General features: G+C 72.1%; 16 protein-coding genes and 1 riboswitch. All 16 genes read right to left on the bottom strand.

Going from position 1 to position 12,763, the window contains the following annotated elements; translation table 11 throughout:
- Positions 1 to 34: 34 nt before the first annotated feature.
- A riboswitch (glycine riboswitch) is annotated at positions 35 to 135 on the bottom strand.
- Positions 136 to 203: 68 nt separating this feature from the next.
- Positions 204 to 1,052, bottom strand: a complete 849-nt coding sequence (locus tag ACIBJE_RS03400; protein ID WP_396742317.1) for an NAD-dependent protein deacetylase — start codon at positions 1,050 to 1,052, stop codon at positions 204 to 206.
- An 82-nt stretch (positions 1,053 to 1,134) separates the two neighbouring features.
- Positions 1,135 to 1,839: a DivIVA domain-containing protein gene (locus ACIBJE_RS03395; RefSeq protein ID WP_396742315.1), complete on the bottom strand. Its 705-nt coding sequence runs from the start codon at positions 1,837 to 1,839 to the stop codon at positions 1,135 to 1,137.
- Positions 1,836 to 3,011, bottom strand: coding sequence for a globin domain-containing protein (locus tag ACIBJE_RS03390; RefSeq protein WP_396742313.1), 1,176 nt, complete (start codon positions 3,009 to 3,011; stop codon positions 1,836 to 1,838). Before ACIBJE_RS03390 ends, ACIBJE_RS03395 begins: the two co-directional genes overlap by 4 nt.
- 2 nt (positions 3,012 to 3,013) lie before the next feature.
- Complete coding sequence (locus ACIBJE_RS03385; protein WP_396742311.1) at positions 3,014 to 3,409, bottom strand: group 1 truncated hemoglobin; 396 nt, start codon at positions 3,407 to 3,409, stop codon at positions 3,014 to 3,016.
- A 193-nt stretch (positions 3,410 to 3,602) separates the two neighbouring features.
- On the bottom strand, positions 3,603 to 4,187 hold the full coding sequence (locus ACIBJE_RS03380) for a MerR family transcriptional regulator (protein ID WP_396742309.1): 585 nt from the start codon (positions 4,185 to 4,187) through the stop codon (positions 3,603 to 3,605).
- Between the two features lie 197 nt (positions 4,188 to 4,384).
- Positions 4,385 to 4,849, bottom strand: a complete 465-nt coding sequence (locus ACIBJE_RS03375) for a bifunctional nuclease family protein (RefSeq protein ID WP_088983911.1) — start codon at positions 4,847 to 4,849, stop codon at positions 4,385 to 4,387.
- A gap of 171 nt (positions 4,850 to 5,020) precedes the next feature.
- Positions 5,021 to 5,731 carry a MerR family transcriptional regulator gene (locus ACIBJE_RS03370; RefSeq protein WP_396743457.1) on the bottom strand — a complete coding sequence of 237 codons (711 nt, stop codon included), beginning with the start codon at positions 5,729 to 5,731 and terminating at the stop codon, positions 5,021 to 5,023.
- 50 nt (positions 5,732 to 5,781) lie between these two features.
- Positions 5,782 to 6,234 (bottom strand): FHA domain-containing protein, encoded by a 453-nt coding sequence (locus ACIBJE_RS03365; RefSeq protein ID WP_088983909.1) that lies wholly within the window; start codon positions 6,232 to 6,234, stop codon positions 5,782 to 5,784.
- Positions 6,235 to 6,451: 217 nt separating this feature from the next.
- Positions 6,452 to 6,832, bottom strand: a complete 381-nt coding sequence (gcvH, locus tag ACIBJE_RS03360) for a glycine cleavage system protein GcvH (protein WP_396742306.1) — start codon at positions 6,830 to 6,832, stop codon at positions 6,452 to 6,454.
- Between the two features lie 68 nt (positions 6,833 to 6,900).
- The gene (locus tag ACIBJE_RS03355; protein WP_396742304.1) at positions 6,901 to 7,845 is read right to left on the bottom strand and encodes a DUF881 domain-containing protein; all 945 of its coding nucleotides are present in this window, start codon (positions 7,843 to 7,845) and stop codon (positions 6,901 to 6,903) included.
- 11 nt (positions 7,846 to 7,856) lie between these two features.
- Positions 7,857 to 8,189: a small basic family protein gene (locus ACIBJE_RS03350; protein WP_088983906.1), complete on the bottom strand. Its 333-nt coding sequence runs from the start codon at positions 8,187 to 8,189 to the stop codon at positions 7,857 to 7,859.
- Positions 8,186 to 9,169, bottom strand: coding sequence for a DUF881 domain-containing protein (locus tag ACIBJE_RS03345; protein WP_396742301.1), 984 nt, complete (start codon positions 9,167 to 9,169; stop codon positions 8,186 to 8,188). Before ACIBJE_RS03345 ends, ACIBJE_RS03350 begins: the two co-directional genes overlap by 4 nt.
- Positions 9,166 to 9,807, bottom strand: a complete 642-nt coding sequence (locus ACIBJE_RS03340; protein ID WP_396742299.1) for a CDP-alcohol phosphatidyltransferase family protein — start codon at positions 9,805 to 9,807, stop codon at positions 9,166 to 9,168. Before ACIBJE_RS03340 ends, ACIBJE_RS03345 begins: the two co-directional genes overlap by 4 nt.
- A gap of 297 nt (positions 9,808 to 10,104) precedes the next feature.
- The gene (locus ACIBJE_RS03335) at positions 10,105 to 10,578 is read right to left on the bottom strand and encodes a MarR family transcriptional regulator (RefSeq protein WP_396742297.1); all 474 of its coding nucleotides are present in this window, start codon (positions 10,576 to 10,578) and stop codon (positions 10,105 to 10,107) included.
- Positions 10,579 to 10,626: 48 nt separating this feature from the next.
- A complete protein-coding gene (locus tag ACIBJE_RS03330; protein WP_396742295.1) occupies positions 10,627 to 11,811 on the bottom strand; it encodes a PP2C family protein-serine/threonine phosphatase in 1,185 nt (394 codons plus the stop codon).
- A 72-nt stretch (positions 11,812 to 11,883) separates the two neighbouring features.
- Positions 11,884 to 12,681, bottom strand: coding sequence for an SAM-dependent methyltransferase (locus ACIBJE_RS03325; protein WP_396742293.1), 798 nt, complete (start codon positions 12,679 to 12,681; stop codon positions 11,884 to 11,886).
- Positions 12,682 to 12,763: the final 82 nt, after the last annotated feature.

Below are 12,763 nucleotides of genomic sequence, written 5' to 3'. Positions count from 1 at the left end.
CCCCTCTGTCGCGCCCGCACAGCGCTCCACAGTGCCTGCCCACGAGGTCCTTTTGCCTGAGAGGTTCCGGGGAGGGGTTGCCCCTTCGGCGCCGCGGCGGGACGACGCCCGCGCGGTCTCTCCCCCGTGGGTGGTACCGGCATGGTCCACGCTACCAGCGTCCGTGGCGCCCGGCGGTGGTGGCGTACCCCACCCGTGCGGGGTCAGGACACCACGTCGACCGGCGCGGCCACCAGCCGGCCGGCCAGGGCGGGCAGGAACCGCCCCAGCGGCGCGTCGACCGTCACCGCCGCGTACCCGTCGCCCCGCGTCGGCCCCTGGTTGACGATCACCACCGGAACATCCCGTTTCGCCGCCCGCAGCACGAACCGGCGACCCGACATCACCGTCAGCGACGACCCGAGCACCAGCAGCAGCCGGGCCTGTTCCACCAGATCGAAGCAGCGGGCCACCCGGGACGCCGGCACCGTCTCGCCGAAGAACACCACGTCGGGCTTGAGCATGCCGGTACGGCAGAACGCGCAGTCCACCACCCGGAACGCGGCCACCGCCGCGTCGGGGAGTTCCACGTCACCGTCCGGGTTGACCGCCGTGACCGCCGCCGTGAACCCCGGGTTCGCCTCCCGGAGCCGCCGGTCCAGTTCCTCCCGCGAGGTGAGGTTCCCGCAGTCCAGGCAGACCACCTCGTCGAGGCGACCGTGCAGCTCCACCACCCCGGGGCTGCCCGCCGCGGTGTGCAGGCCGTCGACGTTCTGGGTGATCACCGCGTCCACCAGGCCCGCGTGCTGCAACCGGGCCACCGCCCGGTGCCCGTCGTTCGGCGCGGCCCGGGCGATCAGCCGCCACCCCAGGTGGCTGCGCGCCCAGTAGCGGCGCCGCGCGGCGGTGTCACCGGTGAACGTCTGGTACGTCATCGGGGTGTGCCGGCGCGCCACCCCGCCGGGCCCCCGGTAGTCGGGGATCCCCGACTCGGTGGACAGCCCCGCGCCGCTGAGCACCACCACACCACCGGCGGCCACCAGCTCGGCCACCGCGTCGACCTGCTCCGTCACCCGTCCATGCTGCCTCAGCCACCGTGCCCGTGGCGACCGGGACGTGCGGGGGTCGACCCGCGTCCGGGCCGACCCCCGCGCGTCACCGTGGCGCGGCGGGCGGCTGCTGCCGCGGCAACGCGGGCGCGCCTCCCGCGGCGGCCACCGCCGGACCGGCACCGGCCGCCCCCACCAGCCGGTCCATCGTCCGGGCCAACTGGCTGCTGCCGTCGTCGAGCTGACGGGCCGCCGCCTGCATGTGCGAGATCATCATCTCGCCGTAGATCCGCAGGGCCTCCCGGGTGGCCACCGAGTCGTCGAAGTCCGGCCCGGCCGTACGGCGGTAGTCCTGCACCGCCCGTTCCGCCTCCTGCCGGGCCTCCTCCGCGGCGGCCTGCACGTAGCTGTCGTACTGCATGCGGGCGTACTCGGCGACCCGCCGGGCGTAGTCGTGGGCCTGGGCGATGATCTGCTCCGCCTCGCGCTGCGCGGCCGAGAGCAGGTTCACCTCCTTGGCCGCCGGCATCGCCGGACCGGCGCTGGGGATCACCCCGTGCCGGTGCAGCTCCACCCGGTCGTTGAGTCGCTCGTTCTCCGCGCGCAGGTGCGCGAGCTGCGCGGACAGCAGGTCCAACTCGTCGGCGACCTGCACCCGGAACCGGTCCACGTCCTGGTGGTCGTAGCCGCGACGGGTGAACGACCCTGTCGCGAACTCCCACCGCCGCACCCGGTCCGCGGTCAACCGCACCTGCGGCCCGCTCCCGGGCACCGGCACACCCTCGTAACTGCCGATCGGGGTCGTGTTCACCGGGCACCTCCGGAATCGTCCTGGGGCGACGACTCCACCGCCGTGCGCCACGCCGGGCCGTACCAGTACCGGCCCAGCCCCTCGTGGTGCACCTGACCGGCGTGGTAGCCGGCCCGTGACAGGGTCTGCACCGTACGCCCCACCATCTCGTCCGAACCACACACGTACACGTGCCGGGACCGCCAGTCACCGTCGGCCATCGCCCGGTCCACCGGGTACGTCAACTCCCCCGGCCGACGTGGGTCGACCCCCATCACGGACGTCACCGTCAACCACGGGTACGCCGCCGTGAGCTTGTCGACCGTGTCGGTGTCGTAGAACTCCAGCCGCGACCGGGCCCCCAGATACAGGTCCACCCGCCGGTGGGAACCCTCCGCAGCCACCTGCTCCACAAGGGCCTTGACCGGCGCCCATCCGGTACCGGAAGCCAGCAGCAGCAGGTCAGCTCCACCCGCCGCCCAGAGCGTCAACCGGTCCCCCACCGGGGCCGCCAGGTGGACGTGGTCGCCCACCGCGCACCCGTACACCAACCGGGAACTCACCGCCCCGCCCGGGGCGGCCCGCACGTGCAACTCGATGGTGCCGTCCGGGCGGGGCGCGTTCGCCGGGGAGTAGTACCGCCAGGCCCGCACCGCCGGATGGGACACCCCGATCGACTGGCCCGGCGTGAACGGCAGCAGGTACTGCGGACGCAACGTCAGCACCGCCACGTCGAAGGTCCGCCGTTCGTGCCCGACGATCTCCGCCACCCACCACGGCGGGTGGACCTGCTCCGCCGCCTGCGCCGCGTCGATCATCACCTGGGACACCAGTTGGTACGCGCTCGCCCAGTCCCGGGCCAGGTCCTCGGTCCACTGGTCACCGAGGAAGTGCCGCAGGGTGGTCAGCAACGCCTCACCGACCGCCGGATAGTGCTCCGGGCGCACCGCGAACTTCCGGTGGTCCGCGCCGAGATCCCGCAGGAAGCCGGTCAACCGGTCCACCTGGTCCACATTGGACACTATGTGGCCCAGCGCCGTCACCAGCCGGTCCCGCTGACCGGCCATGTTCGTCGGGAACATCTGCCGGGTCTCGGGATGGGACAGGAACAGCGCCGAGTAGAAGTAGAGCGGAACCTGGTCGCCGTGCGCGGCGACCAGGTTCCAGCTCTGCTTGAGCCGTGCGACGTCCACGCTCAGACGCCCGAGCGGGATCCGTCGGCCACCACCTGGTCCTGCACCTGAACCAACACCGCCCGCACGTGGTCCTGCACGTCCTCCGGCACACCCAGCTGCGTCAACGTGGCCAGCAGGTGGGCACCGACGAGCGCGTAGTGCGCCTGGGGAATACCCAACGGCTGGTGCGCCTCGGCCAGCCCCCGACCGGCGTACTCGTTCGGGCCGCCCAGCACCACGGTCAGCATCAACGCCAGGTGCCGACGCTGCCCCACCATGTCGATGTCGGTGAAGTAGCCGGCCAGCTCCGGGTCGGCGAGCACCCGGTCGTAGAACACCTCGACGGCGGCCTTGACGGCCGCCGCGCCGCCGATGCGGTCGTAGTGCGAGGGAATGGACTGCTCGGTAACCGTCACGGTCAATCCTTCCAGAAGGGAGGGGATCCGCGCGAAGGACATCGCGGACCAACGGGCGGCCAGCTGGCATAAGCCGTTCGGGCCTCACCGGCTGACCGTGTGACGGACCATAGCGTGTCCGCCCGGACGACCCGCGCCCGGCCTGTCGGCTTCCCGTCTCCCCTGTCCCGGACGGCCTGGCCCTCCGGCCCCCTCAACCCGCCTGACGTCGGGCCCGCCGCGCCGCCAGTTCGTCCCCCGCCGCCGGCTCCGTCGGCTCCGCCGGGCCGGGCACCGCCGGCTCCGCCGGCAGGTGCGACAACGAACCCTGGATCTCCTTGAAGGCGCCACCGATCGCGATGCCGAACACGCCCTGGCCGCCCTGCAACAGGTCGACCACCTCCTCCGGGGAACGGCACTCGTACACCGTCGTCCCGTCCGAGATCAACGTGATGCCCGCCAGGTCACCGACCCCACGCGACCGCAACGCCTCGATCGCCTTACGGATGTTCTGGAGGGACACCCCGGCGTCCAGCAACCGCTTCACGACCTTCAACACCACCAGGTCGCGGAAGGAGTAGAGCCGCTGCGTCCCCGAACCCGACGCGTCCCGCACGCTCGGCACCACAAGCGTCGTACGGGCCCAGTAGTCCAACTGCCGATAGCTGATGCCCACCGCCGCGCAGGCGGTCACGCCCCGGTAACCCACCGAGTCGTCACCCTCCGTCGCCATCGGTGGCGACACCTCACCGAGGCCCTGCGGCGCCGTACCCGGATCTGAATCTCGCGGCCCGTGCATCCCGACAACCTCCCCGCCCGTGCGGTGACACGTCGTTTCCGGGACGTGCACCCCTCGACACGGCAACCTTATAGCGGGGTTCAGACGTTACCGGGCACGCGCGTCGCGACACGCCGAACGATCACCCATATATCACGGACCGTGACGACGGGCAACTCCACCGACACCCGGCTGGAACACCCCCGGTTCCGACCGGCTCAGCCGGCGAAGTCCTCCGGACGGACCTGCTCCAGGAACTCCCGGAACTTCTCCACCTCGTCCTCCTGCTCGTCGGGAATCACGATCCCCGCCTCGCTGAGGACCTGCTCGGCACAACGAATCGGCGCGCCGACCCGCAACGCCAACGCGATCGAATCGCTCGGCCGCGCCGACACCCGCACCCCGTCACCGATCAGCAGATCGGCGTAGAAGACGTTCTCCTTCAGCTCGGTGATCTCCACCGCCCGCAACGGCGCCTTCAACGCCGCCAGCACGTCCCGCAGCAGATCGTGCGTCAACGGCCGGGCCGTCTTCACACCCTGCTGCTCGTAGGCGATCGCCGTCGCCTCGACCGCGCCGATCCAGATCGGCAGATAGCGGTCCCCCTCAACCTCTCTGAGCAGGACGATCGGCTGATTGGTGGGCAGCTCCACCCGAACTCCGACCACGCTCAGCTCGCGCACCGCCGCCTCCGTGTCGTTGTCACCTACGCCGCACCGCGCCCTTCCCTGCACGGTACACGGACCCCGAGACGAGCGTCCCGCGCGCACCGCGCCCGCCGCACCCGCGCCGGGGAGGGATTACCCCAGGAAGCCTACGGCACGCTCCCTGGAGCAGATCTCTGCCGCCATCCCTCAGCGGCCACCCAACGTCGACCGCAGCCCCACCCGGACCAACGCCGCGTGCAACTGCTGCGACAACGCCACCAACTCCCGGGCGGTCTCCGCCGCCCGGGCCCGCGCCGCCGGGTCGCTCTGCCGCGCCAACGGCAACAGCAACTGCGCGAACAAACCCGCCTCCCGGTCCGCCGCCGTCCGGAAGGCCCGCAGATGCCGAGGCTCGAGCCCGTACGCCGCCAGCCCCGCCACCGCCCGCGCGATGATCAGAGCGTCCCCGTCGTACCAGCCCGGCGGACTCGACACCACCACCCCGAGCCGTTCCAGCTCACCCAGGGTGGACTCCTCGATCCCGCTGCGGGCCACCAGGTCGGTACGGCTCAGCCGCACCGACGCGGACTCGACCTGCTCCGGTTCCGCCGGCGCGCGGTTGGGCACCTCACCGCCCGGGCCCACCGCGACCAACGTCGGTCGCGGCCGGCCCGCGCCGTCCGGCGAGGAGTCCCACTCGGCCAACTGCTCACGGATCACCCGCAAGGGCAGGTACTGATCCCGCTGTGCCGTCAGCACGAACCGCAGCCGGGCCACGTCGTCCCAGCTGTACTTCCGGTAACCCGCCGGTGTGCGCTGCGGCTCCACCAGGCCCTCGGCCTCGAGGAACCGCAGCTTCGAAATCGTGGTGTCGGGAAACTCCACCCGCAACTGGGCCAGCACCTCGCCGATACTCATCAGCGGTTGGGACCGGGCCGCCCCGGGCGGCATGGAGGCCGCAGGCTCGTTCACCCCCGGCCGGCCTCCTCCTCCGGGCGCGGACCGGCGATGAACACGACCCGGAACTTACCGATCTGCACCTCGTCACCGTTGCTCAGCGTCGCCGCCTCCACCCGCTCCCGGTTGACGTACGTGCCGTTCAGGCTCCCCACGTCCCGCACGGTGAACGTGCCGCTGTCGCGGTGGAACTCGGCGTGCCGCCGTGACACCGTCACGTCGTCGAGGAAGATGTCACTGTCCGGGTGCCGGCCACTTGTCGTCACGTCATGGTCCAACAGGAACCGGGCACCGGCGTTCGGACCGCGACGGACCACCAGCAACGCCATACCCGGCGGCAGTGAACCGGACATCCGGCTCGGCACCACGTCGGTGTCCGGACCCTCGAGAACTTCGTCGAGCGAACCGAGATTGAGCGTCGACGTGACGTCGAGTGGGGGGAACTCGTCGTCTGGGCGCGTCATGGGACCACCTCACGGATCTGTTCGGTCGGCGTCGGGTGGAGACCGGTGTTGGCCGCCGGGCTCAGGAACACCCGGCGGCTGGCTCCCCGGGCCCGGGAAGGCAATTCTCCACGACGCTCAACTATTTGGTTTCTCGGTCGACTGGGCGAGCCTAGCCAGCGCCGAAATGCAGGGCAACCGGACGCGCGGGAACACCCCACGATCCGGATCGGAGGACTCAGCCCCCGATGAGATCCTGGTACGCGCCCGAGGTCAGCAGACCCGCCACCGCACCGGGATCGTCCGGCCGGATCTCCAACAACCAACCCGCACCGTACGGATCGGTGTTGATCACCTCGGGCGTGTCGCCGAGCGCCTCGTTGCGCGCCGACACCGTCCCGCTCACCGGCGCGTAGATCTCCGACACGCTCTTGGTCGACTCGATCTCGCCCAGCGGCTCACCGGCCGCCACCACCGCACCCTCGTCCGGCAACTGGACGTACACGATGTCACCCAACGCGTCCTGGGCATAGTGGGTGATGCCGACCCGGACCGGGCCGCTGCCGTCACCCGCCACCCACTCGTGCTCGGCGGTGTATCGCAGGTCCTCAGGAATCACCAGACGCGTCCTTCGTCCTCGTACTGACCAATCGGCGCGCCGGGACGAAACCCGGCGCCGCCCACCGGTCAGGAGACCGGACGGGCGTGTTCCAACGTGATCGGTTCGTGCAGTGCCGAAACCTCGGCAACCTCACGATCCTCAAAGCTCACGTTACCGCCGTCACCCTTGATCGATGCGGCCACCCCGCCGGGAATGTTCAAGGCGGTTCGCATCGTCGCCGGGTCACCGATCACCGTGATCGAATACGGCCCGGTCATCCGCCGCCCGTCGACCACCAGGCCACCGCCCTCGCCGTCCAGGAAATACGTCGACGCGATGATCCGCACCGGCGATCCGACCCCACCGGAGATCTGCATCGCCTCCGCGCCCGCGCCCCGCAACTCCTGCACCGCGTCGAGAACCCGACTCGCCGGGATCGACCTGCTCCCGCCGCTGATCCGGATCGTCAACCCCGGCCCGGTCGCCGGCAACGTCCCCGCCAGAATCCCCAGCTCGTCGGCGCGCCGCGCCGCCTCCTCCAGCGCCGCCTCCCGCCCCTGCGCGCCCGAGGCCAACTGCCGCTGGCTCTCCTCCAGCTCGGCGATGTCCTGCCGCAGCCGGTTCTCCCGGGCATCCAGGTCGGAGAGGATCCGCACCAGGTCCTCCTGCCGGGCCGCCGACAGGGTCGGATCGGTCGACGTGGTCTTCAACTGCACCACCAGGGTGAACCCCAGCAACGCCAGCAGCACCGCGATCATCACCGACGCGGAACTCATCCGCTTCCTCGACGCGGCCCGCGGCCCGTCACCTGCCGCCACCGAACGGCTCAGGTCGACGGTGGCCTCCTCACCGTCCGGACGGTCGCCGTCAGGGCCGGTCCGCTCCCGCTGCGGTTCGCTCCGCAGCGGCACGGTCTCGTCCGGGTCGGGGGCGTCGGGACGCGGATCCGGCTCCGCCGCCGGACCGGTGGGCCGGGACGGCCCGGTCGGCTCGGGCCAGCCGGTGCCGGTGTCACTCTGCTCGTCGCTCATCGCCCACCAACCTACGCCCGGAACAGGTGCCGGCGGATCGCCGCCACGTTGCCGAAGATCCGCACGCCCAGGACGACCACCACACCGGTGGAGAGCTGCCCGCCCACCCCCAACTGGTCACCCAGGTACACGATCAGCCCGGCGACCAGCACGTTGGAGATGAACGACACGACGAACTGCTTGTCGTCGAAGATCCGGTCCAGCTTCGCGCGCACCCCGCCGAAGACCGCGTCCAACGCCGCGACCACGGCGATCGGCAGGTACGGCTGCAAGCCGGCGGGAACGGTGGGGTCCAGGTACACCCCGAGCACCACACCGGCGATCAACGCCAGCACCGCGATCATCGGCCACCTCCGGAGGGGCTGGGAGACGACGTTCCCGAACCGGACGGCCGGGGAACACTGGAGGAACCCGCCGTCGACGACGACGGGGACGGCGACGGCGACGGCGTCACCGGTGGGCTGGCGTAGCGCAACTGCGAGTTGGTGGCCGCCTCCGGCAACGTCAGGTCATCGGCATCCCGTGACCCGAACGACAACCCGGTCTCGTCGGCGACCCGCCGCAGCAGCGCCGCGGTGGTGCTCGCCTCGAACTGGCGGCGCATCCCGTCCGGTCCGATCGCCGAGACCCGGTACGGGCCGGTCACCGGCCGGAAGTCCACCAGGATCGCCTCGCCGGCCGAACGGATCGTCGACGTCGAGGTCAGCCGCTGGTCGTTGACCGCGATGGCCTCCGCGCCCGCCGCCCACAACGCGTTCGCCACCATTTGCAGGTCCCGGTACAGCACCCGCCCCGGCCCGGGACCACCGGCGCCGGTGACCGCGTCCTGGTTGCCGGGGGCGTCGGCGAGCTGCACCACCAGGCCGTCCCCCCGGACCCGGCCCAGCCCGGTCGTCGCCTCCAGGTCCCGCAGCCGGGCCGCGGCACTGCGGGTCAACGCCGCGTCCCGCTGCCGGGTGACCTCCTCGCGTAACTGCTCGGCACGACGGGTCAACCGGTCGGTCTCCTCCTGCCGTTCCCGGATCTGACTCACCAGCCCCGACCGGGCCTGACTGCGGTCGGGTTCCTCCGCGACGGTCTGCCGGTAGGCCACCGCGAACAGGAACCCCAACGCCACCAGCACCACCGCGCTGACCACCCGCCCCGACCGGACCCGGGCCGGCGACGGCGGTTCCACCCGCCGTCGCGCCGCCGCGTCGGCGTAACCGTGGTCGAGGGGGTTGCGGAACAGCTCGGTGAGGAAGTCCGGCGCGAAGACACGGTCGCCACGGCCGCCGCCGTGGCGGGGGTCACGGTCGTCCCCGTCACGTGGGGATCCGGTCATGCGGCGGCTCCGCGACCACGTCGCACCAGCTGGCCGGCCTGCACCACGTAGAACGCGCCGGCCACCCAGTAGAGGACCAGCCCCCACCAGGCCAGGCCCCAGCCGATCGCCGCGGCGGCCGTCGCCACCGCCGGGGTGGTCGTGGCGAGCAGCAGGATCGGGAACGCGGCCAGCAGCACGAACGTGGCCGTCTTGCCCACGTAGTGCACCGGCGGTGGCCCGTAGCCGTGGCGGCGCAGCACCGCGAGGGCGCCGAGGAGCAGCAGTTCCCGGCCGAGCAGCGCGGCGGTGAACTGCCACGGCACCACCTCCCGCGCGGTGAACGCGAGCAGGGTGGCGAGGATGTAGAGGCGGTCGGCGAACGGGTCGAGCAGCTCCCCCAGCCGGCTCACCTGACGTAGCCGGCGGGCCACCCATCCGTCGACCCAGTCGGTGGTGCCGCCGATCGCCAGCACCACGATCGCGGCGACGTCGGCCTCGACGGCGAGGAACAGGTAGAGGAAGAGCGGCACCCCGAGCAGCCGGACGAAGCTGATCAGGTTCGGCAGGGTCCACACCCGCGAGCCCGCGTCCGTCGACTGGTCGACGGTGTCTCCGGACGGCTGGTCGTGCCCCGTCCGAGCCTGCCGACGCGACACCGAACCTCCCTCCGCGACACGGTCCGACGCCCGGCCGGTGGTCGGGGCGCTGCGGAGAGACGTGCGCGCTGCCGGGCCGGCGGTCGCCGGCACCCTCTGCCCCGTCTCGGGGCGCTGACGTGAACCCGGACCCATGGTGATCATGGGCCGCCGATTCGCGGTGCCACTATATCCGGCTCCCGTCTCCGGTCCGTGGTGCCGGTCGTTGGAGCGGGGTGTGAGCGGCGCACGTCGAGCAGGGGTGCCGGTCGACACGTCGCCTAACCCGTCCTAGGATGACCGGGTGGGCCGGGGCCGTCAGGCCGTCCGGGCCGCCGGGTCGCGCTGCGCGGGCACCGGTTCCCCGAGCGCCGCCGCCTGCCCGAAGGCCAACAGGGCCAGCAGCAGCTCGTGCTGCGCCCGGCTCGGCATCCGGTCCAGGACCGCCTGCACCGCCCGGTGCCGCCGTTCCTTGATCTCCCGCAGCAGGTTCTCCGCCGCCGGGGTCGGCACCAGGTGGACCTCGCGGCGGTCCCGGGGGTCGGCCACCCGACGCACCAGCCCGGTCGCCTCCAGCCGGTCGCAGAGCCGACTCGCCGACGACGGTACGACGTCCAGCAGCTCGGCCAACCGGTTGACGTTGGTGCCCGGCCGCTCCGTGATGATCGACAGCACGCGGAGCTGGGTCGGCGGCACCGACACGCTGTGCCGGGAGGCGGCCGACTCCAGCACACCGACGAGAGACCCGGCCGCAGCCTCGACCGCCGCGGCCAGATTCGGAGGTCGCTCCACCCGATGTCCCCTGCGATTGTCCCGTGTGGGTCGTCCCCGCACGTTCGGCTACTGCTCCCGCCCGTCCCGGCGCGGAAGTCCCCGCCAGTCGAGGCACACGACCACCGCATCATCGCGCAGATCGGCGTCAGCGTGGTAGGCGTGCAGTTCGCGCATCACCGTACCAACCGCCTCGGCCGCCGGTTGCAGCCGTGTCGATCGCATGGCCCGGGCCATCGCCCGCCGCCCGTACGGCTCCGCGCCGTCCGGGTCCGCCGCGTAGACCCCGTCGCTGACCGCGAACAGCCGGTCCCCCGGCTCCAGGGCGAACTCCTGCAGCTCGTAGCGGGTGTCGGGAAACATGCCCAGGGGCATCTGCTGTTCCAACGGGATCCGCTGCACCACTCCGGCGCGAGCCCGCAGCAGGTGCGGCGAGCCGGCGTCGACGGCCCGCACCCGCCCGGAGGGCACGTCCACCTCCAGCAGCAGGGTGGCCACGTGCCGGCTGCCCCGATGCTGGTAGAAGATCGTGTCGGAGGCCAGCTCGGCCTGCTCGACGAGACTCCCACCGGAACGGCGGGCATTGCGCATCGCGTTGACGGTCACCGAGGTCAACAGTGCCGCCGGCAGGCCAGTGCCCGTGCCGTTGAGCACCGTCACGGTCAGCCGGTCGGTGTCCAACGACCAGTCGAAGTGGTCGCCGCCGACGGAGTACGCCGGTTCGAGCTGCCCGGCCAGCAGGAACGCGGCGTGGTCGAGGCTGCGTCCGGGCAGCAGGTCCCACTGCATCTCGGCGGCCAGGGTCAGCCGCTCCCGCCGCCGCACCCGACGGTACCGGTCGGTCTCCCGGTCGGCGGCGCGCAACGCCACCGCCAGGTCCCCGGCGACCTCACCGGTCCAGGCGAGCAGATCCGGCCCCGGCGGCGCGGTCAGCTCCACCAGCAGCACCCCGAGCCGTTCCCCCCACACCGTCAGCGGCAGCCACAGCTGGCAGCGTCCGTCCCCGGCGTCGTCGAGCACCGGCTGCTGACTGCGGAAGCACCGGGGTGCGCCACCCTTGCCGTGCAGCGGCCCGGCGTCGGACAGCGTCGGGTCGAGCACCGGCCACAGGCCGGTGATCCGGTAGTCGGCGATGAAGACGTCCGTCCGCAGCGCGCCGGTCGACGAGCGGACGAGCCGGTCGGCGACCTCCACCAGCCGGTCGGGTGGGGCCTGACGTAACGCGCGCGACACCGGTGCGGGCGCCTGCGGCATGGATGCCTCCGAGAAACTGTTGCCGTACGGCAAGCAAGCATACGGAGGACGTCGCGGGCGCCTCGCCCGCGGTCACCCGGCGGGCTTCACCGCCACCGCCCCGTAGAACGCGTCGGGCACCGCCACGGGGGTGCCCTCCGGCCGCCACCGGGCCACCGGCACGATGCCGTCAGCGGTCGGCTGCCAGCGTCCCAGCAGCCGGGCGAACGACTCCGGCGGCCGCATCCGGAACGCCGGACCCATCATCGCCAGGGCCTCCGGGTAGCCGGCGAGCTCCTCGGTGTCGAAGTCGACGGCGAGCCGACTGCCCGGCGCCACCGCCTCGTACAGGTCGTCGAGGGTGCGGGCGAGGGTGTCGTCGTCGAGGAACGCGGCCAGCCCGAGGAAGACCAGCCCCACCGGCCGGTCGCCCCAGCCCGGAAGGTACCGCTGCCGCAGTGCCGGGTCGATACTGCCACCGGAGTCGGTGGCATCGGCGAAGCCGTAGCCAACCCGGTCGTGGCCGGCGACCATGCGCTGCCCGATCTCGACCGCCACCGGGTCCACGTCGGTGTAGAGGACGGTCGCCCCCGGCACCACCTCGTGGACGTTGCCGCAGGTCGGCACACCCGCGCCGAAGACCAGGAAGGAATCCACACCGGCGTCGGCGATGTGCCGCACCGCCCGGCCGAGGAACGCCCGCAACGACCGGAACACCGGCGCGCACGGCCCGTACGCCTGCTCGAAGGCGCGCGCGGCGGCCACGTCGACCGGGAAATGGTCACTCCCGCCGAGCCAAAAGTCGATCATCCGGGCAGTGCTCGGCGCGGTCGGCTCGGCCATCGTCTCGTCCCCCTCCACTGTGGTGGCCGACAGCGTACCGACCGGCATCCTGACCGGTATCGCCACGGCGTACCGGCCCCGGCCGTGATACTGGGCCGAGGTGGTCGGCCCCGTCACGTCCGGCGGGCGT

Source organism: Micromonospora sp. NPDC050187, assembly GCF_044459745.1.
Classification (GTDB): domain Bacteria; phylum Actinomycetota; class Actinomycetes; order Mycobacteriales; family Micromonosporaceae; genus Micromonospora.
Note: the sequence above shows the minus strand (reverse complement) of the source record. Positions and strands in the feature narration are given on the sequence as shown.

Coding starts and splice junctions, on each gene's coding strand:
- ACIBJE_RS03380 (WP_396742309.1), bottom strand. CDS start 4,187: ATGCACGGGCCGCGAGATTCAGATCCGGGTACGGCGCCGCAGGGCCTC.
- ACIBJE_RS03370 (WP_396743457.1), bottom strand. CDS start 5,731: ATGAGTATCGGCGAGGTGCTGGCCCAGTTGCGGGTGGAGTTTCCCGAC.
- ACIBJE_RS03365 (WP_088983909.1), bottom strand. CDS start 6,234: ATGACGCGCCCAGACGACGAGTTCCCCCCACTCGACGTCACGTCGACG.
- ACIBJE_RS03355 (WP_396742304.1), bottom strand. CDS start 7,845: ATGAGCGACGAGCAGAGTGACACCGGCACCGGCTGGCCCGAGCCGACC.
- ACIBJE_RS03350 (WP_088983906.1), bottom strand. CDS start 8,189: ATGATCGCGGTGCTGGCGTTGATCGCCGGTGTGGTGCTCGGGGTGTAC.
- ACIBJE_RS03345 (WP_396742301.1), bottom strand. CDS start 9,169: ATGACCGGATCCCCACGTGACGGGGACGACCGTGACCCCCGCCACGGC.
- ACIBJE_RS03330 (WP_396742295.1), bottom strand. CDS start 11,811: ATGCCGCAGGCGCCCGCACCGGTGTCGCGCGCGTTACGTCAGGCCCCA.
- ACIBJE_RS03325 (WP_396742293.1), bottom strand. CDS start 12,681: ATGCCGGTCGGTACGCTGTCGGCCACCACAGTGGAGGGGGACGAGACG.